This window comes from Paraglaciecola sp. 2405UD69-4 (assembly GCF_047525415.1).
Lineage (GTDB): Bacteria > Pseudomonadota > Gammaproteobacteria > Enterobacterales > Alteromonadaceae > Paraglaciecola.
The window spans coordinates 67,289-85,305 of the sequence record NZ_JBLIXM010000006.1 but is presented as its reverse complement, the minus strand read 5'-3'; the positions used below and the strand labels follow the sequence as shown (position 1 = coordinate 85,305).

The window sequence follows — 18,017 nt, the reverse complement described above, 5'->3', positions numbered from 1 at the left end:
AGCTATTTTATCTTTTACCTAGCACGATAGATGATGCGACCTTTGCTAAGGTCATATGGTGTCATTTCGACTGTTACTTTGTCACCAGTCAAAATTCGAATATAGTTTTTACGCATTTTACCAGATATATGCGCAGTCACTACGTGACCGTTTTCTAATTCAACTCGAAACATAGTATTTGGAAGGGTATCCAACACAGTGCCTTCCATTTCAATACAATCTTCTTTCGCCATCTAACTATGCTACCTCTAATAAATAAAATAAGTGTCAAAAAATGCCGCGCAGATTTTGCCCAATAAGCGACTGAGTGTAAAGCTTTACACTGACTTTTTTGTAATTAGTTGCCATTTATCTTCAAAAAAGCGCTCATTGGGAAGAAAATTTTCTTTATAGCGCATTTTTTGACAGTTATCGATTTGATATCCCAAGTACAAAAACTCTTTTCCCATCGTTTGGGCTAACTCTATTTGTTTTAGAATCGCAAATGTACCCAGTGAGCGTTTATCTTCTTCCGGTTTAAAATAGGTATACATTGCTGATAATGATGTAAAAAGATTGTCTGTAATTGCAACTGCAATTAAGTCTTGTTTTGCATAGAACTCAATAAATAAGGTTTCTCCCCACGGACTAGGTACAAAACCTTGGTATTGAGCTTTACTGGGGGGAAACATGCTGCCATCTGAATGACGTTGCTTTATGTAGGATTCAAAAAGTGTGTAGTATTCAGGTTTATCTTGAGTACTGACTTTTACTTCTAAATCTTGATTGCGTTTAAGAATACGTTTTTGGCTTTTGGATAGTGAAAATTGCGCAACTGGTAAACGAATTGGTACGCATGCTTTGCACGCCTGGCAATGGGGACGATAAACCTGCTCACCACTACGCCTAAACCCCATACTAATTAAATAATCATATTGGTGCCGTGTTGCTGGGGTATCTGAAACTAAAACCAGTATCTGTTCTTTTTCCTCAGGTAAATAGCTGCATGGGTTAGGTTGAGTAATACCAAATTTCATTGACATAATTTTGGCTCTATAAACCTAGGGTCCCAAATACTTGGCTCTAGGGTAGCTTTACTATCTATTTTAAGTAATCTTAAAAACTCATTTCTTGGTATTTCTATACAGCCAAGGCTTTCGAGGTGTGGGTTTTGCATTTGACAATCAATAAAGTTGCAGTGGTTTTCTTTAAGTAAATTAACAAGATGCATAAATGCCAATTTAGAAGCATTGGTTACACTATGAAACATAGACTCACCACAAAAAACTTTTCCGACAACAACACCGTATAGGCCGCCTATTAAATTATCTTGGTCCCAAACCTCAATGGAGTGGGCATGGCCTTTAGCGTGAAGGTGCTTGTATGCATTTATCATCTGCTCGGTGATCCAAGTTCCCGAGTCCTGCCTTGGGATACTGGCGCATGCTTCAATAACACTGTTAAAGCTTCTATTAACAGAGATAGCATAACCACAATTACGTGAAAACTTAGCTAGACTTTTGCTACATTTAAACTTGTCTAACGGCAAGATACCTCTTGGTTCAGGAGACCACCACATAATAGGCTCGCCTTGACTAAACCAAGGAAAGATCCCTTGTGAATATGCAAGTAATAATCGTTGTTCCGAGAGATCACCACCAAAAGCTAGTAAACCATTAGGGTCTTGTAACGCAATATCAGTATTGGGAAATTGCAAATGATGATCAAGTTTCGTTAGTGTGAACATTGTGTTGAGCTTGTATTCCTAATAAAAAAGGCCTCAAAAGAGGCCTTAAAGATAACGTTTTAGACGGTATTATTCTATTGAGTCTAAAAATTTCTCAGCATCTAACGCTGCCATACAACCAGTTCCAGCAGAGGTAATTGCCTGACGATAGATATGATCACTTACGTCACCAGCTGCAAACACACCTTCTACACTCGTTTGAGTTGCATTGCCTTCGGTACCACTTTGAACTTTTATATATCCATCTTTCATCTCAAGCTCACCTTCAAAAATTGCGGTGTTAGGTTGATGTCCGATAGCTATAAATAGTCCCATAATATCAACTTCTTCAGTCGCATCAGACTGAGTGTCTTTTATGCGAATGCCAGTGACACCCATGTCGTCACCTAGCACTTCATCAAGTTGCCTATTTAAATGTAGTACGACATTTCCATTTTTAGCCTTTTCTAATAGACGGTCCTCTAAGATTTTTTCACTTCTAAATGAATCTCGTCTGTGAATGACATGTACCTCTGACGCTATGTTAGATAAATACAGGGCTTCTTCTACGGCTGTATTACCTCCACCAACTACTGCAACTTTCTGGTTTCTATAAAAGAAGCCATCACATGTTGCACAAGCTGAAACACCTTTACCCATAAACGCAGTTTCAGACTCCATACCTAAGTACTTAGCTGAAGCTCCAGTACAAATAATTAGAGAGTCACAAGTGTAGGTGCCTTGATCGCCTGTTAAGGTAAACGGTCTCTTTGATAAATCTGTTTTGTTAATGTGATCAAATATGATTTCTGTATCAAATTTCTCAGCATGCTTTTGCATACGTACCATTAAATCTGGTCCTGTAAGCCCGTCAGGGTCTCCTGGCCAGTTTTCAACCTCTGTTGTTGTAGTAAGTTGCCCGCCTTGCTGAATCCCTGTTAACAGTACAGGGTTTAAGTTAGCTCGTGCTGCGTAAACTGCAGCTGCATATCCCGCAGGCCCTGAACCTAAAATTAATAATTTAACGTGTCGTGCTTCAGACATTTTACTCTCCACAAATTGTCGAATATTTCTATTTGGTAATCTATAAACTCTTTGTTGCTAGACATGAGGGCATGTCTTTTAGTTTCAATGACAAGTTAAAAACAATTTATTATTATCAGTACATTTTGATTAAATTTATTTGCTAATAATCATTAAGCCATTGTATATAACTTGAATGTGTTAGCAGAACATAAATATACTAGTTACACTTGGTGTTGTTAACTTTTGTTGTAGAATTTTGATTTTGCCAGTAGGCATATGAACCAGCGCTACAACTAAAAAGCTATGGCTTTGTATATAATATACATACTAAACGGCTACACCCCCTAAACAAGCGACTATAGATGGAGTGGAAATTTGGCTCATACAATTACTTCAATGCTTAAAGATGGTCAGCAATATATGCAGACTTGGCCAATGCAAAAACAGTTGTATGCTATGTTTCCTGAATCTCGAGTAATAGTTGCAACTAAATTATCTATTAAAGTTATGCCTGCGTTAGCGGTTATCACTGTTGCTATTTTATTTAATATCCAAGGGTATGAAATGTTACCGCAAGCCTTAGCTTTAGGTGCATTTTTTATGTCTCTGCCGATGCAAGGGCTATTTTGGTTGGGGCATCGTGCTAATCAGCCTTTGCCACCATCACTTAATTCTTGGTATTTAGATATCCATCATAAAATGCAGTTACATGGTTGCGCCTTACAAAGCCCAAGAGTAAAACCCCAATACAAAGAATTAGCTCGATTACTAAAAACAGCCTTTGATGAATTAGATAAAACGTTTACCAAGCGTTGGTTTTAATATTTTAGCCAAGCGAAGGTTTAAGTATGTCGTTGCAGCGCCTACATACATATTGTTGTTTTGCGCGTACAACCTTATTGTGACGCCTGATACTTAGGTCAACTGAACCACAGCTACAGTAATAAGAAAAGGTTTTTCCTGCTACTTTACTGACATCCATATTATGTCGTGTCTTAGGTGTTAACTTGAATAAGTGGATCATTAAAGCTTGCCACTCCTTACCATGAGGTTTGACCCGACCATATATTTCATATGTAAGTAGATGGCAAATTTCATGGGGAATAACCTCAATCATAAACTCATTAAAGTTATCTTCTAATAACCTGAGGTTCAAACGTAACTCATTGGATTGTAATCTCGCACTTCCTGCCACCTTGCCCCTTTGGCTTAACAATACTTTAGGACGTTCGAAGTTACGTTTAAAGTAATCCTCAGCAATTAAATAGCATTGCTCAACTCTATGTTGAACTAGGGGGGCAATTTGTTGAGGTGTCGATGTCAAAATAGTTGGCTTTCTTTATGATAGGGAGTGAATTACTGGATATTAATTGTAAATAACCTATCGCAGTTTACCAAATACGGCTACGAGAAATAGCTAATAATGAGCATTTTAGCATGCTGTTACATACCTGATCTTTAGTTAAATGATTGCAATCTAGAGAGAACTAATATTTATTGTTGCATAACCGTTCTAAATCCGTACAATACGGCGGCCTTTTATCTGACTGATAATGGTTAGGACAAGGTACATAAGTTAACGTTAACGCTACAACGAGTTTGAGGCATATATGGTTACTATTCGTTTACAGCGTGGTGGCGCTAAAAAGCGTCCATTTTATCAAGTTGTGGTTGCAGACAGCCGTCGTTCACGCGATGGTCGTTTTATTGAAAACATTGGTTTTTTCAATCCAACGGCACAGGGCAAAGAAGAGCGTTTACGCTTAGATCTTGACCGTGTTGAGCATTGGGTTGGGGTAGGCGCAGGCTTATCTGACCGTGTTGCACGCTTGGTAAAAGATGCACAAAAAGCAGCAGCTTAATTGCAGTTGCAAAAAAGGTTTAAGAAATGAGTCAAGCGTCTGATACGTCAGTAGACACATTAGTGATAGGCAAAATCGGTGCACCTTATGGTGTCAAAGGTTGGGTTAAAATCACGTCTTATACCCATGATTTAGATGGCGTGTTTGCTTACACTCCTTGGCTATTGGGCCAAGTGCAAGAAAGCAATGAGTACGTCGTTGACCAGTGGCGAACCCACAATAAAGGTTTAGTTGCCAAACTGGTTGGGGTAGAAACTCGAGATGATGCTGAAAGTATCAAGAATCTTGAGATTTCTATTAAAGCAGAATTGCTACCTCAATTAGATGACAACGACGTTTATTGGCGTGAGTTGGTCGGCATGCAAGTTGTTACTGATAAAGGTTATAACTTAGGTGTTATAAAAGAGTTATTCGAAACAGGCGCAAATGACGTTATGTTAGTCAAAGCTAATTTGAATGACGCTTTTGGTCAAAAAGAACGCATGATCCCTTATTTGCTTGAACAAGTAATTAAGCAAGTGGATCGGCAGGCTAGAATGGTCACAGTTGATTGGGATCCTGCTTTTTAATGCAAGATCCTAAATGGGTTCCAAGTCGTTGGTTTGGTGTAATAAGTTTGTTTCCTGAAATGTTTCAAACTTTTACCCAGCAGGGAGTGGTAGGGCGAGCCGTGAAAAACGGGTTGTTGCAAGTAGAGTGTTTTAATCCAAGAGACTTTACCCATGACAAACATCGCACTGTAGACGACCGACCATATGGTGGTGGTCCCGGAATGCTGATGATGGTTCAGCCATTAACAGATGCTATTCTGGCAGCTAAACAAGCTGCAGGAAGAAAAACAAAAGTGATTTACCTTTCTCCCCAAGGGAAAAAGCTTGATCAAACAGGTGTGAAAAAGCTTTCTGAAAATGAAAGCGTAATTCTAGTTGCTGGTCGATATGAAGGTATTGATGAACGGGTAATACAAACACAAGTCGACGAGGAATGGTCGATTGGTGATTACGTGTTAAGTGGCGGTGAATTACCTGCGATGATCTTAATGGATGCAGTGTCAAGATTTGTACCCGGTGTATTAGGGCATGAGCAATCTGCTGAACAAGACTCTTTTAGTCATGGTTTATTGGATTGTCCACACTATACTCGGCCAGAAAACTTGAACGGAGAGCTGGTTCCTAAGGTTTTGTTGAGTGGTGATCACGAAAAAATCAGGCAGTGGCGTTTACAACAGTCGCTAGGTAGAACTTGGCAACGACGCCCTGAATTATTAAACGATCTAGCTCTGACTGAGGAGCAGCAAAGATTATTAGATTTATATCTAAAGGATTTGCCGCAGCATGATGACAGTTAATCTAGAATGAGAGGATATGATGAGTAAAGTAAATCAAGATATCATCAAGAAAATTGAAGAAGCGCAGCTAAAAACTGACGTTCCAGCATTTGGTGCTGGTGACACAGTAGTTGTGCAAGTACGCGTTAAAGAAGGCGACAAAGAACGTCTTCAGGCCTACGAAGGCGTTGTAATCGCTAAACGTAACCGTGGCCTACACTCTGCTTTTACAGTTCGTAAGATTTCTAACGGCGAAGGTGTTGAGCGTATATTCCAAACACACAGCCCGGCAATCAGTTCTATTGAAGTGAAACGTCGTGGTGCTGTTCGTCGTGCTAAGCTTTACTACTTGCGTGAACGCTCTGGTCGTTCTGCACGTATTAAAGAGAAGCTAGGTTAATTTAATTTTTGCGTTACCGTTAACTTATAAGAAAACCCGCCTTCTGGCGGGTTTTTGCTTTTAATAAACTTCTCAATTATTTAGGTCTCATTTTGCCACATAATCGAAACGTACATAAAGACGGTTACCCTATGGCACAGCTTGTTGAGTCTTATCCTAAGTTAAAGAGATTTATCAAGTCTAAACCTGATGGCCAAAAGACTATTCAGTTTTCTGATCCAGAAGCAGTTAAAACCTTGAATGCTGCTTTATTAGCTCATTATTATAAAATTCAGCATTGGGATATCCCTAAAGGTTACTTATGTCCTCCCATTCCTGGGCGAGCTGACTATATTCATTACATCGCAGATTTACTTTCAAAAGATTGTGGCAGTAGGATTCCAGTAGGTAAAAAGGTTAGAGGTTTAGATATAGGGACAGGAGCCAACTTAATTTATCCCACTGTAGGAGTGTGTGAGTATGATTGGCAATGGGTAGCTACTGATATTGATCCAGTTTCAATCAAAAACGCTAACTTAATCATTCATTCAAATCCTGCTCTGAGTAGTCATATAGAGGTACGTACTCAGTCGAACACATCAAATATATTTGCAGGTATTGTCGAGCCTGGAGAGCATTTCACATTCTGCATGTGTAACCCACCTTTTCACTCAAGTGCCGCTGAAGCAGCTCAAGGATCTGCGCGCAAGAATGCTAATTTGCATAAAAATCAAAATAAGCAAGGTCTAGCTTCTACTCAAAAAGCGATGTCAAACCATTTGAATTTTGGTGGGCAATCTAATGAATTATGGTGTGATGGTGGAGAGCTAAAATTTATCCGAACCATGATTAAAGAAAGCCTCAAGTTTAGGACACAGATAGATTGGTTTACTTGTTTAGTTTCTAAGAAAGAGAATTTAAGCAAGGTGAAATTACATTTGAAAAAAGCATCAATAACAGATGTTAGAGTGATTAATATGTCACAGGGCCAAAAAGTTAGTCGCTTCATTGCGTGGCGCTTTTAAATTTTTAAGTGGAGAAAGCATGTGGATGATTTAACCGAGAAACAAAAAATGTTGGCGGGTCTAGAATATTATCCGAGTAATAAGGTTTTACAAAAAGAAAGAGCAATCGCTAAAAAACTGTGTCAGCAGTTCAATCAACATGATCTTGATGACAGAAAAGGTAGCCGAAATCTTATAAAAGAACTATTCGGCTCCTATGAGGGGGCATGGATAGAGCCAAGTTTTTACTGCGATTATGGGTACAACATTAAAGCGGGGAAAAACTTCTATGCTAATCACGGTTTAATAATACTTGATGCTGGACCTGTTGAAATTGGAGATGACGTAATGATAGGGCCAAGTGTACTTATCTCAACGTCAACTCACCCCTTGGATCCTGAGAAAAGAAAGAAGGGCATTGAAATAGCTCGACCTATTACAATCGGAAACAATGTCTGGATAGGTATGGGCGCTAAGATCTTAGAAGGCGTAGTTATAGGTGATAATGCTGTAATTGCTGCTGGTGCTGTGGTGAACAAAGATGTTGTTGCAAATTCTTTAGTTGCTGGAGTGCCCGCAAAAGTCATTAAAAACCTTTAAATAACTGTTTAACTGCTTGAAAAACAATCGACTTTAACAATGTTTTCAATTAAAGGTTGTCGTATTTATCATTTACTGTTAAAAAGTCAATAAATTCACCGTAAATAAAATAATTTTTAGCGTAAAGATAACTGTACATTTTTATTAGTAAGAATTAATTGGTGTTGAGCGGTTCGAATTTTACGCTTAATACTCCTAATATTTGAATTTGAAAGAGCCTAGTCATGTTAAGAGACAGTATAAACAATATAAACGTATCGTCTGAAGAGGTACTTGTTACCCCTCAAGCGTTAAAAAATGAACTCCCAGTCAGTCAATCTGCCCTAGAGGTGATTCAATCTTCTAGAAAAGTCATAAGTAATATTTTGCACAGAGAAGATCATCGCTTTCTAGTTATTTGTGGACCGTGTTCCATCCATGATATTGATGCTGCTAAAGAATATGCACTGAAACTAAAAGAGCTACATGAAAGCTGTAAAGATACTTTGTACATTGTGATGAGAGTGTATTTTGAAAAACCTAGAACTACTGTAGGCTGGAAAGGTTTAATTAATGACCCCCATATAAACGGAACGTTTGATATAGAAGCTGGGCTGCGTAAAGCCAGAGAGCTTCTCATATGGTTGGCAGAGTTGGAATTACCGGTAGCAACTGAGGCCTTAGATCCTATCAGTCCACAGTATCTAGCTGAGCTTTTTAGTTGGTCAGCAATCGGTGCTCGTACTTCTGAATCGCAAACCCACAGAGAAATGGCTAGTGGTTTATCAATGCCAGTAGGTTTCAAAAACGGAACTGACGGGAGCTTAGGAATAGCAATTAATGCATTGCAATCTGCGGCATCTGGCCATAGCTTTATGGGAATTAATGGTGAAGGCCAAGTGAGTGTTATTACCACTCAAGGTAACCCTGATGGGCATATTATTTTAAGGGGTGGTAAGCAACCAAACTACGATTCAGTATGTGTTGCTGAGTGTGAACAAGAGCTAGCTGATGCAAAGCTCGAAGCGGCACTAGTGGTTGACTGCAGTCATGCCAACTCTAGTAAGGACTTTAAGCGTCAGCCTCTAGTAGCTAAAAATGTAGTTAATCAAATTCTAGAAGGTAATCAATCTGTATTAGGTATAATGCTTGAAAGTCATTTAAATCATGGCAATCAAAGTAGTAACGGTAAAACTCCCGCTGAGCTAGATTACGGTGTTTCAATCACTGATGGTTGTATTAATTGGTCAACAACTGAAGAATTAATTAACCATATGAGGGATAAATTGATTACAGTACTACCTATGCGTTTAAATAGAGTGAACTAAGCTTAGCATTAGGAAATGTATGTCAGTGTTACCAGTTGAAATTGATAAATTAAGTGATGATTTAGAGTCTATAGATAAACAGCTCGTTGCACTTTTAGCAAAACGGGCTCAAATTTCTACAAAAATTGGACATTATAAAAGTAGAGCGGGTTCGCCTATTTATGTGGCAGAAAAAGAGGTTGATGCCCTTTCTGTTCGTAAAGAAGAGGCTCAACGCCTAGGTGTTTCACCTACTTTGGTTGAAGATTTGATGCGTAGAATTATGCGTGAGTCCTATCATACAAAGAGTTCTGAGTTCCTGTGTACTAATCCTGATCTTAAAAAGGTTGTTGTGATTGGAGGAGCTGGAGCCTTAGGAAGGATCTTTGTAGATTTGTTTAAGCGCAGTGGTTACAGGGTTGAAGTGTTAGAAGAAGCTGATTGGGAACGGTCAGAGGTTATCTTAGGCGACGCAGGTTTAGTTCTGGTTGCAGTGCCTATTAAACTTACAGAGAGTATTATATCTCGGTTAACCAACCTACCTAAAAATTGTGTTTTGGCTGATGTAACAAGTACTAAGCAAAAGCCATTAGCGGCAATGATTAAGGCTCACCAAGGTCCAGTTGTAGGCTTACACCCGATGTTTGGGCCTGATGTTCCTAGTTTAGTGAAGCAAGTGGTGGTTGTGTGCCATGGAAGAGAGCCTGAGCAATATGATTGGTTACTGCAACAAATAAGAAACTGGGGCGGCGTTCTACAGCAATGCGAAGCGAAAGAGCATGATGATGCTATGGTCTTTATCCAAGTAATGAGACATTTCTGTAGTTTTGTATTTGGGTCTCATCTAGCGGGAGAAGATCCTGACTTACAGCAGTTAATTTCATTAAGTTCTCCTATTTATCGTTTAGAGTTGGGTATGGTTGGGCGATTATTTGCTCAAGCTCCAGCTTTATACGCCGATATTATTTTCGACAACAAAGATAGTGTTGCTATGCTAACTGAGTTTAGTGTGAAATTTAATCAAGCACTGTCTTTAGTGGAGAGTAATGATAAAGAAAAGTTTATAGAGCAATTTAATCAGGTAAGTGCTTGGTTTGGTGAGTATGCAAAGCAAAGCCTTGTCGACAGTAAACAGCTTTTATTAAAAGCTGATGATGATCGAACTTTGATAGATAATTGTTAAAAATAAGTAATCAATCAGTTATTGTTGGTGTCCATTGTCGAAATTTGTTTTCGCGAAGTTTTAAGAGATTTGTATTTTAACTGGAGAGCCAATAATGTCTTTAAAATCACGGTTACTACTAGCTACCCTATCATTAGTTTTATTTTCAATTGTCTTGATGGGGGTAGTATCAGTTCAAGTAGCGGTAAATGGTTCAAATGCTGCGTTAACGGACGCAGCTAAAGATCGGCTCGTTTCTCAAAATGTACAAACCAATGAAGCTGTTCTAGAGTACTTTAACTTTATAACATCGCAAATTAGAACCAAAGCATTTGATATTTCCGTAGTAGAGGCGACCCAAGGATTTATTAATGCATTTAATCAATACACTTCACAACGCGGTGTTCTTGATTCAACACAAAAGCAACAATTAGAAAACTATTATTCCAAGGATTTTACTCAGCAGTACAACGCGAGTAATCCTACTCCAACAGCTAATGTTGAAAATGTCTTAAGTAATTTTAGTAATACAACTTTAACATTACAGTATGACTTTATCGCCGGATCTCCTTATCCGTTGGGCGAAAAAGACACATTATATGATCTCAATAATGGTTCAACTTACGCCTCGCTTCACTCTAGGTATCACCCTAGTTTTCGAAATTATCTACAGGAGTTTGGGTATTACGATATTTTTATAGCTGATATTCAGACGGGAAATATTGTATACAGTGTGTTTAAAGAGCTCGATTATGCAACAAATATAAGCACTGGCCCTTATGCAGATAGCGGTATAGGTAGAGCATTCGCTCAAGCTGCAAACTCCTCAGAAGAAGGCAAGGTTTTTTATAGCCGCTTTGAAAAATATCGCCCTTCTTATGATGCATTAGCAGGATTTGCATCGACTGCTATTTATTCTCAAGGTAAGGCTATCGCAGTACTTATTTTTCAAATGCCTATGGATAAAATAAATAGTGTACTGACTCATTCGGAGCACTGGGCTGATAATGGTTTTGGAGAAACAGGAGAAACCTACTTACTTAACGATGAAAGTTACTTGGTTACTGAACCCCGCTTCTTCATTGAAGATAAACCTCTATATCTAGAAATAATTAATAAAAACTCTTCTGATTTAGCATCACAAATTTCAGCAAAAGGAACAACAGTCGGTATTCAATCACTTAAATCAGAGGCTGCTCAAAAAGCCTTGTCGGGTGACAAAGGGTTTGCTCGTATGAAAGATTACCAAGGTGTTGAAGTGTTTGTTTCTTATTCTCCTTTGAAAATTGGGAAGTATAATTATGCACTTTTGGCTGAAATGGATGTGGAAGAAGCTTTGCGTGCAGCAACTACCGTAAGCTCTCGTCTTATAAAGTTTACTTTAGTAGAAAGCTTTATTCTGCTTGGTATCTCGATTGTGATTACTCTATGGATTGCTTCACGATTAATTCGTCCATTAGAAAATTTGGGTCAAACCTGTGAAGAGTTATCTGATGGGGAAGGGGATCTAACCATACAGATTGTTCACTCAGGTATTCCTGAGATAGATCGCATATCCAATGGGTTTAATACATTTATACAACAGATTAGAGATATCATTGCACAAGTTAAAATTGACGCAGATAGTTTATCTACTGCTTCTCAGCAATTGCTGGTTATAACAGCTGACAGTGTTCAGAAAACCCAAGACCAACGAGATCAAACTAAAACAGTTTCTACTGCGATGGAACAACTTAGCTTAGCGGTATCTGATGTTAATGAGTCTACCCTTAAAACCAGTAAACAAAGTATTGATGCTCAAACAAGCTTAAACGAAAATATGGAAAGGGCAGATCTAGCTGCCGATAATATTAAACTATTGGTGCAGCTTATCGATGATTCCAGTACGGTAATATATAGCTTAAAAGATGAAGTTAATCAGATAACCACAGTACTTAATGTGATTACCAGTATCGCAGATCAAACTAATCTATTGGCCTTAAATGCGGCGATAGAAGCCGCCAGAGCCGGAGAAGCTGGTCGTGGTTTTTCCGTTGTTGCGGATGAGGTTAGAGCTTTGGCCACCCGTTCTAGAGAAAGTACTGTGGAGATTTCGAATTTGGTTGAAGTCATGAATCAATCAGCAAATAAATCAGTCAGTTCTATGGAGCGCGCTACAGAGGCTGCTAGTGGAGGGATTCATCTGGTAGATTTAGTGACAGTTGCATTAGACGAGCTCTCTGAAAATCTTAAACAAGTGCTGCAGCTAACTGATACTGTAGCCACAGCAACTGAACAGCAAGCAAATGCATCTGAGTCGGTGGTAGCGAATGTTAAAAGTATTAGTTTGTTAGCAGAGGCAGTAGAAGGCGGCTCAGAACAAACCAGTGAGGCAGCACAAAATTTAGCAAAAATTGCTAAAAAGGCTGGTGATTTGGTTGCTCGATTTAAAGTCTAGAAAATAAAAAGCCCGATAATGTTTTATTATCGGGCTTGATTAGTTAAAGCGCTTAATGGGTTCGCTCTATGTAATTTAGCAAGGATATTTACTATTCAGCCAAGGCTGACGCCGCTGCAACCTTGGTTGGGTTTACTTCTTCGCTAGGGTAACATCCTAAAACTTTGAAATAACGAGTCATGGCTTGCAAGGACTCTAAAACCTTTTGCATAGGTCCATCTTGAATATTACCTTCTACATCAAGGTAAAACATCTCTTCCCAAGGGTTGCCAGGAATGGGTCTTGATTCTAACTTAGTCATGTTAATATTGTTGTCTCTCAACACCATAAGCGCTTCAACTAACGAACCAGGTTTTTGTACTGTTGACATCACAAGTGTTGTTTTGGCTGGTACCTGCAAAGGTACATTAACGCTTTTTCTTGCTACAACAAAAAATCTACTATGGTTTTCTTTTTGATTGGCTAAGTTTGACTGAATTGAATGTAAACCGTAAAGCCTCCCGCCTGTTTCACTTCCCATAGCTGCAGCGTCTTCACAATTTAGTTCAGCAACTTTTAACATGGCTGAAGACGTACTATCACATGGCTTAACTTCAACGCTTCCAAGTTCTGCTAAAAAGTGACTACATTGGGCAAAAACTTGAGGGTGTGCGTACAGAGTTTTGATCTTACTGATATCTGTATCGGTTGCGACTAGTAGTGCATGTTTTATAGGGTGAGTAAGCTCTCCTACGATAGACAGGTTAGTGTGCTGCAGTTGGTCATACACTTCGTTTATGCTACCCGAAGAGGTATTTTCTATAGGAAGTACAGCATAATCTGCTTCGTTAGTTTCTACCTTAGAAATAATCTCTGAAAAGCTTTGGCAACCAATCTCTAAAAGCTCGCCAGGTCGCCGTGAAAAGTATTTTTGAGTAGCAAGATAACTATATGAACCTTTATCACCTAAGAACGCAACTCTGTTCAATGGAAGGGTGCTGCCTGGATTTGCTCTAGCTGCCAATAAGGCTTGTTGGTTTAAAACAGAATCTTCGATAATTACATGAAAAAGCTGGGTGACATAATGTGGGTCTAACCCATGTTTTTTGCCTTCTTTTATAAGCCTGATCAACAATTGCTCTTCCCGTTTTTGGTCTCGTACAGGAATGTGATTCTTAATTTTAGTTTCAGCAACTTGATTAGTATATTTTTGTCGTTTCGCCAAAAAGGTTAACAATTGAGTGTCGAGTTCAGTGATGTTAATTCTGAGTTGTTCTAATTCTGATGACGGCATAATGCTCACTTGTATTTTTCAAGAAATACCTCGGTTCAGGCTAGTCGTATAGGTAACTTACCTATCGTTATTGTTTATGAATAACGTTATCTTTTGGCTACGAGGTGGGGAATTCGCCCATAAATTTATAAATTCACCTAATATAAGTCAATCATTTACTTAGGACTAATTTCGAGTTTTTTGATGATTTAAGAATAACGCTTAAACCATCAAAATATTAGGTTTCTATTGTTAATTATCTAATAAAGAAGCCAACATTGAACGTACTTCATTTACTTCAAAGGGTTTATCGCATAGTGCGTTTACACCTGTTTGGTGAATATTGGCCATATGCAGGCTCGATGATGACTCACTTGTAACCATTATGATTGGAATGTGAGATGTATCTGGGTTAAACCGAATAAATTCTGAAAGTTCTCTGCCATCCATTTCGGGCATATTGTAATCGGTAACTACCAGATCAAATGTATTCTCTTTCAAAAGGGTTAACGCTTGAGCTCCGTTCTCAGCTTGTTGAATCTTTTGTAAACCTAAATTGTTGAGAACCCTGCAAATATGGTTTCTTGCGAGCTTACTATCGTCAACTAATAGCACTCTTACATCATGAACATCAAATAACTCTAAATCTAACTCTGTAGAGTTAATTAGATCTAATGTGGCACTTAAGGCCTTTGATAAATTTTCTGGAGTAAAAGGTTTAGGTAAAATCGCAGCAACACCTGATTGCTTAAACTCTTCAAGCTTTTCTGGTCGACTTTCACTGGACACTAACATAAATGGCGTAGACGCTAACGAGTCATCATTTTTAATCTGCTTGATGATATCTAATCCAGAACCGTCTTCAAAATACATTGCACTTACTACTAAGTCAGCACCGTGCTTTGAGATAGCTTCTAGGGCATCTTTTACGCAGCTAACAGCTTGTACATGTAAAATATCTGCTGTTGCTAATTGTTTTGTAATGATTTTTCGTTGTGTATCCGAGGGCTCTGCTAAAATAATGCTGACTTCAGATAAAGATATATTGTGCATTCACACTCCAACTAATTTTAAAGTTAACCGCCTGCTAGCTTCACATTATGGCCTAGTTGTTCCAATGTTGTCTTAATTTTATTCCTATTGTCACCTTGGATTTCAATTACTCCCTCTTTGACAGCACCGCCAGTGCCACACATTTTCTTTAACTTGGTACATAATGCTTTGATTTCATCTGCTGAAAGTGCCAAACCACTAATTGTAGTGACTCCTTTACCTTTTCTACCTTTTGTTTCTCTTCCTATACGAATTATTCCATCTGTTTTTAATTTTGGTTTGGGAGGGGCTTGGGGTGAAATTCGTCCAACTTCTGTACTGTAAACGAGCTTGTTATCATTCATGCCATTCATCTCAAATATTGATTTTCAACTATTTTATAAAAAAAATGTTATTGATTGTAGGAAAAGTGAGAAAACTATAATCTAATGTTAATTGTTTTGGCTAGTTCTAATAGAGTATTGGAGTTGCATATGAGTATAGAACGAGAGTTCTCTGAAGATAAGACGCAGTTAACTATTTTTGTGAATGAAAGATTTGACTTTAACCAAGTGCAAGAATTCCGAGCGGCATATTCTGAAGACAGTGATACTGTGTCTACGATTTTAATTGATTTACACAAAACTGAATATATGGACAGCTCTGCACTTGGAATGCTGTTAAACATGCAAAAAACACTTGGTTCACAGGTATCTACTTTTAAGATTGTAAACTGTCGGCCCCAGGTGCTTAAAATCTTAGGTATCGCTCGCTTTAGTAAAAAATTTACTATTAGTTAACTGTTAGATGCGCATTTTAATCATTGACGATGACTCCCTTAATCGATTTTTGTTAACTCACATGCTTGAGCAGCAAGGTTATTTAGATACCTTTGAAGCTCAGGATGGTGAAACTGCTCTCAAGGTTGCTGCTCAGGTAAGTCCTGATCTGGTTTTACTTGATGTGGTAATGCCGGGTATAGACGGCTATGAAGTTGCAAAAAGGTTGAAGAAAAAAGCCGGTGATATTTATCTTCCAATAATTTTCATAACTGGTTTAGATGATGAGGCCGCGTTAGTTAAGTGCTTAGCCGTCGGCGGCGATGACTTTGTTGCAAAGCCATTTGATAAGGTTATTTTGTCTGCAAAGATAAGAGCCCATGCTAGAACCCGTCAATTAAGTAAAAGAGCTTATGAGCAAAACAAGCAACTGACTTTCTATCGAAATGCCATCGAACGAGAACATCAAATAGTTGAACATATTTTTAATAATGCCTTGGCTATTGATGAATTTTATACTGAGTATATAGATTACTGTTTAACGCCAGCTAGCACCTTCAATGGTGATTTGTTTTTAGCGTGTGCAAGCCCTAATGGTGGCTTCTATTTTTTGATTGGTGACTTTACTGGTCATGGTTTAGCGTCGGCTATTGGCGCTATTCCCGTCTCTCAGGCTTTTCAAGCAATGTCTAAGAAAGGCTTATCTTTGATGGAAATGTCAGAAACGATTAATCAAATCCTTCTTTCTCTGTTACCAGATAACATGTTCTTTGCCGCTCTAATTGTAGAAGTGAGCCATTCTGGTAAGCAAATTGATGTATGGAACGGAGGGATGCCAGCACTATTAGTGCAAGGACGTGATGGAAATATTAAGAGTAGGTTTGAGTCTAGGCATATGGCCTTAGGTATATTAGAGAAACATGAATTTGAGTCCGAAGTCGAACGCTATGAGTTAAATTACGGAGAAAGGCTTATTGGTTTCAGCGATGGCATTATTGAGTTACAACCAAGGGATGGTCGAATGTTAGGAGAGGTAGGGTTAGAGAGTTGGCTAATCGAAAATCCTGACATTGATACAAAAGGAGTTTTATTAAATGTTAAGGAGTATTTGGCTGGCGAAGAGCAACAAGATGATGTCACTGTGGTTATTTATACCAGTCAGCAGCTAACTCAGTCTTGTAAACCTGAATCTGTATCCCAGTTACCACTAAAAATTATCAGTGATATCTCAATCGATTATATGCAAGCATTCGACCCCATAGTTGAACTGGTGAATATTGTAACTAATGAGTTAGGGTTGTTTGCTCACCATTCGGAGTTATTTACTATTCTAAGTGAGTTATATAACAATGCATTAGAACATGGAGTATTGGGTTTAGATTCTAGCTTAAAGGAAACCGATGAAGGGTTTTATGAATACTATAACTTAAGAGAAGCAAAACTAGCGTCTATTGTACAAGCCAAAATTACAATTTCAATTGAGTATATACCTAAAGAGAAGCGCTTAAGTTTGCAGGTAGAAGACTCAGGTACTGGCTTTGATGTGAAGAAAATCTCACAAGGAAACTCACTCGAAAACTCTTATGGTAGAGGCATTCCCTTGGTGAGAAGTCTTTGCGAAACAATTGAATATAGTCATTGCGGTCGTTCAGTAAGCGTGTTGTTTAAAATTTAATGAGGTGTAACGAGTTGTCGGGATTTAATTTAAGAATTGCAAGTAAGGTGGATTTATTAACATTGGTTGAGTTTAATCAATTAATGGCTTTTGAAACGGAACAAAAAACACTTGATGAAGCTTTGTTGACGAGAGGTGTCGCAGGGCTTTTAGAAGACAAGAATAAAGGGTTTTATCTTGTTGCTGAACAAGACGGCAAAGTAGTGGCGAGTTTAATGGTGACCACTGAGTGGAGCGATTGGCGAAATAGTACTTTTTGGTGGATACAGAGTGTGTATGTAGTACCCAAGAGTAGAAGGAAAGGCTTATACAGTGCCTTATATAATCAAGTTAAAGAGCTTGCTAAGGACCAAAGCGTGTGTGGTTTTAGGCTCTACGTAGAAAAAGATAATTTTGTAGCACAAAAAACTTATCGTTCTTTAGGCATGGATGAGAGCCATTACTTAATGTTTGAAGAATAATTAAATCTTTGTTGAGAGACATTCTTAATT

Annotated in this window: 21 protein-coding genes; 13 read left to right on the top strand and 8 right to left on the bottom strand. The window is 38.4% G+C overall.

Annotation, left to right across the window (positions count from 1 at the left end; genetic code table 11):
• Window positions 1–14 precede the first annotated feature (14 nt).
• The 4 genes from infA to trxB all read right to left on the bottom strand — a co-directional run bounded on the left by infA (window position 15) and on the right by trxB (window position 2,749).
• Window positions 15–233, bottom strand: a complete 219-nt coding sequence (gene infA, locus ACMUMK_RS16845; RefSeq protein ID WP_006010397.1) for a translation initiation factor IF-1 — start codon at window positions 231–233, stop codon at window positions 15–17.
• An 84-nt stretch (window positions 234–317) separates the two neighbouring features.
• Window positions 318–1,016, bottom strand: coding sequence for an arginyltransferase (locus tag ACMUMK_RS16840; RefSeq protein ID WP_414702383.1), 699 nt, complete (start codon window positions 1,014–1,016; stop codon window positions 318–320).
• Complete coding sequence (gene aat, locus ACMUMK_RS16835) at window positions 1,013–1,726, bottom strand: leucyl/phenylalanyl-tRNA--protein transferase (protein WP_414702317.1); 714 nt, start codon at window positions 1,724–1,726, stop codon at window positions 1,013–1,015. The genes ACMUMK_RS16840 and aat overlap by 4 nt, the downstream gene beginning before the upstream one ends.
• Before the next feature lie 69 nt (window positions 1,727–1,795).
• Window positions 1,796–2,749, bottom strand: a complete 954-nt coding sequence (gene trxB, locus ACMUMK_RS16830; RefSeq protein ID WP_414702316.1) for a thioredoxin-disulfide reductase — start codon at window positions 2,747–2,749, stop codon at window positions 1,796–1,798.
• A 357-nt stretch (window positions 2,750–3,106) separates the two neighbouring features.
• On the opposite strand from trxB, the gene yfbV reads away from it, so the two are divergent.
• Window positions 3,107–3,553 (top strand): terminus macrodomain insulation protein YfbV, encoded by a 447-nt coding sequence (gene yfbV / locus ACMUMK_RS16825; RefSeq protein ID WP_414702315.1) that lies wholly within the window; start codon window positions 3,107–3,109, stop codon window positions 3,551–3,553.
• 4 nt (window positions 3,554–3,557) lie between these two features.
• Here yfbV and ACMUMK_RS16820 read toward each other — a convergent pair whose 3' ends face one another.
• Complete coding sequence (locus ACMUMK_RS16820) at window positions 3,558–4,055, bottom strand: SprT family zinc-dependent metalloprotease (protein ID WP_414702314.1); 498 nt, start codon at window positions 4,053–4,055, stop codon at window positions 3,558–3,560.
• A 286-nt stretch (window positions 4,056–4,341) separates the two neighbouring features.
• Between ACMUMK_RS16820 and rpsP the strand changes: the two genes are divergently transcribed.
• The 9 genes from rpsP (at window position 4,342) to ACMUMK_RS16775 (ending at window position 12,788) form a co-directional block, all read left to right on the top strand.
• Window positions 4,342–4,593: a 30S ribosomal protein S16 gene (gene rpsP, locus ACMUMK_RS16815; protein WP_414702313.1), complete on the top strand. Its 252-nt coding sequence runs from the start codon at window positions 4,342–4,344 to the stop codon at window positions 4,591–4,593.
• 26 nt (window positions 4,594–4,619) lie between these two features.
• Window positions 4,620–5,162 carry a ribosome maturation factor RimM gene (gene rimM, locus ACMUMK_RS16810; RefSeq protein WP_414702312.1) on the top strand — a complete coding sequence of 181 codons (543 nt, stop codon included), beginning with the start codon at window positions 4,620–4,622 and terminating at the stop codon, window positions 5,160–5,162.
• Window positions 5,162–5,941: a tRNA (guanosine(37)-N1)-methyltransferase TrmD gene (gene trmD, locus ACMUMK_RS16805; protein ID WP_414702311.1), complete on the top strand. Its 780-nt coding sequence runs from the start codon at window positions 5,162–5,164 to the stop codon at window positions 5,939–5,941. The genes rimM and trmD overlap by 1 nt, the downstream gene beginning before the upstream one ends.
• Before the next feature lie 19 nt (window positions 5,942–5,960).
• Window positions 5,961–6,320 (top strand): 50S ribosomal protein L19, encoded by a 360-nt coding sequence (rplS, locus tag ACMUMK_RS16800; protein WP_414702382.1) that lies wholly within the window; start codon window positions 5,961–5,963, stop codon window positions 6,318–6,320.
• 92 nt (window positions 6,321–6,412) lie between these two features.
• Window positions 6,413–7,324, top strand: coding sequence for a 23S rRNA (adenine(1618)-N(6))-methyltransferase RlmF (rlmF, locus tag ACMUMK_RS16795; RefSeq protein ID WP_414702310.1), 912 nt, complete (start codon window positions 6,413–6,415; stop codon window positions 7,322–7,324).
• A gap of 21 nt (window positions 7,325–7,345) precedes the next feature.
• Window positions 7,346–7,903, top strand: coding sequence for a sugar O-acetyltransferase (locus ACMUMK_RS16790; RefSeq protein ID WP_414702309.1), 558 nt, complete (start codon window positions 7,346–7,348; stop codon window positions 7,901–7,903).
• A gap of 224 nt (window positions 7,904–8,127) precedes the next feature.
• Window positions 8,128–9,210, top strand: a complete 1,083-nt coding sequence (locus tag ACMUMK_RS16785) for a 3-deoxy-7-phosphoheptulonate synthase (protein ID WP_414702308.1) — start codon at window positions 8,128–8,130, stop codon at window positions 9,208–9,210.
• A 19-nt stretch (window positions 9,211–9,229) separates the two neighbouring features.
• The gene (tyrA, locus tag ACMUMK_RS16780; protein WP_414702307.1) at window positions 9,230–10,372 is read left to right on the top strand and encodes a bifunctional chorismate mutase/prephenate dehydrogenase; all 1,143 of its coding nucleotides are present in this window, start codon (window positions 9,230–9,232) and stop codon (window positions 10,370–10,372) included.
• A 94-nt stretch (window positions 10,373–10,466) separates the two neighbouring features.
• A complete protein-coding gene (locus ACMUMK_RS16775) occupies window positions 10,467–12,788 on the top strand; it encodes a methyl-accepting chemotaxis protein (RefSeq protein ID WP_414702306.1) in 2,322 nt (773 codons plus the stop codon).
• A 91-nt stretch (window positions 12,789–12,879) separates the two neighbouring features.
• On the opposite strand, the gene pheA is transcribed toward ACMUMK_RS16775, so the two are convergent.
• The 3 genes from pheA to yciH form a co-directional block, all read right to left on the bottom strand.
• Window positions 12,880–14,061: a prephenate dehydratase gene (pheA, locus tag ACMUMK_RS16770; protein WP_414702305.1), complete on the bottom strand. Its 1,182-nt coding sequence runs from the start codon at window positions 14,059–14,061 to the stop codon at window positions 12,880–12,882.
• 231 nt (window positions 14,062–14,292) lie between these two features.
• Entirely contained in the window at window positions 14,293–15,093 is an 801-nt protein-coding gene (locus tag ACMUMK_RS16765) for a response regulator (protein WP_414702304.1), read from the bottom strand.
• A 23-nt stretch (window positions 15,094–15,116) separates the two neighbouring features.
• The gene (gene yciH / locus ACMUMK_RS16760) at window positions 15,117–15,437 is read right to left on the bottom strand and encodes a stress response translation initiation inhibitor YciH (RefSeq protein ID WP_414702303.1); all 321 of its coding nucleotides are present in this window, start codon (window positions 15,435–15,437) and stop codon (window positions 15,117–15,119) included.
• Window positions 15,438–15,566: 129 nt separating this feature from the next.
• On the opposite strand from yciH, the gene ACMUMK_RS16755 reads away from it, so the two are divergent.
• From ACMUMK_RS16755 to ACMUMK_RS16745, 3 genes are read left to right on the top strand one after another with little or no spacing between them, the layout of a single operon-like run.
• Window positions 15,567–15,872, top strand: a complete 306-nt coding sequence (locus ACMUMK_RS16755; protein ID WP_414702302.1) for an STAS domain-containing protein — start codon at window positions 15,567–15,569, stop codon at window positions 15,870–15,872.
• A gap of 7 nt (window positions 15,873–15,879) precedes the next feature.
• Entirely contained in the window at window positions 15,880–17,526 is a 1,647-nt protein-coding gene (locus tag ACMUMK_RS16750) for a SpoIIE family protein phosphatase (RefSeq protein WP_414702301.1), read from the top strand.
• A complete protein-coding gene (locus tag ACMUMK_RS16745) occupies window positions 17,526–17,987 on the top strand; it encodes a GNAT family N-acetyltransferase (protein WP_414702300.1) in 462 nt (153 codons plus the stop codon). Before ACMUMK_RS16750 ends, ACMUMK_RS16745 begins: the two co-directional genes overlap by 1 nt.
• The last annotated feature ends 30 nt before the right edge of the window (window positions 17,988–18,017 follow it).

Bases quoted from the DNA above. Each gene is read 5' to 3' on its own strand.
- trmD (WP_414702311.1), top strand. From the start codon at position 5,162: ATGCAAGATCCTAAATGGGTTCCAAGTCGTTGGTTTGGTGTAATAAGT.
- ACMUMK_RS16785 (WP_414702308.1), top strand. From the start codon at position 8,128: ATGTTAAGAGACAGTATAAACAATATAAACGTATCGTCTGAAGAGGTA.
- ACMUMK_RS16840 (WP_414702383.1), bottom strand. From the start codon at position 1,016: ATGAAATTTGGTATTACTCAACCTAACCCATGCAGCTATTTACCTGAG.
- rimM (WP_414702312.1), top strand. From the start codon at position 4,620: ATGAGTCAAGCGTCTGATACGTCAGTAGACACATTAGTGATAGGCAAA.
- tyrA (WP_414702307.1), top strand. From the start codon at position 9,230: ATGTCAGTGTTACCAGTTGAAATTGATAAATTAAGTGATGATTTAGAG.
- rplS (WP_414702382.1), top strand. From the start codon at position 5,961: ATGAGTAAAGTAAATCAAGATATCATCAAGAAAATTGAAGAAGCGCAG.
- infA (WP_006010397.1), bottom strand. From the start codon at position 233: ATGGCGAAAGAAGATTGTATTGAAATGGAAGGCACTGTGTTGGATACC.
- trxB (WP_414702316.1), bottom strand. From the start codon at position 2,749: ATGTCTGAAGCACGACACGTTAAATTATTAATTTTAGGTTCAGGGCCT.
- ACMUMK_RS16755 (WP_414702302.1), top strand. From the start codon at position 15,567: ATGAGTATAGAACGAGAGTTCTCTGAAGATAAGACGCAGTTAACTATT.
- yciH (WP_414702303.1), bottom strand. From the start codon at position 15,437: ATGAATGATAACAAGCTCGTTTACAGTACAGAAGTTGGACGAATTTCA.
- ACMUMK_RS16765 (WP_414702304.1), bottom strand. From the start codon at position 15,093: ATGCACAATATATCTTTATCTGAAGTCAGCATTATTTTAGCAGAGCCC.
- ACMUMK_RS16775 (WP_414702306.1), top strand. From the start codon at position 10,467: ATGTCTTTAAAATCACGGTTACTACTAGCTACCCTATCATTAGTTTTA.
- rpsP (WP_414702313.1), top strand. From the start codon at position 4,342: ATGGTTACTATTCGTTTACAGCGTGGTGGCGCTAAAAAGCGTCCATTT.
- ACMUMK_RS16750 (WP_414702301.1), top strand. From the start codon at position 15,880: ATGCGCATTTTAATCATTGACGATGACTCCCTTAATCGATTTTTGTTA.
- aat (WP_414702317.1), bottom strand. From the start codon at position 1,726: ATGTTCACACTAACGAAACTTGATCATCATTTGCAATTTCCCAATACT.
- ACMUMK_RS16745 (WP_414702300.1), top strand. From the start codon at position 17,526: ATGAGGTGTAACGAGTTGTCGGGATTTAATTTAAGAATTGCAAGTAAG.
- pheA (WP_414702305.1), bottom strand. From the start codon at position 14,061: ATGCCGTCATCAGAATTAGAACAACTCAGAATTAACATCACTGAACTC.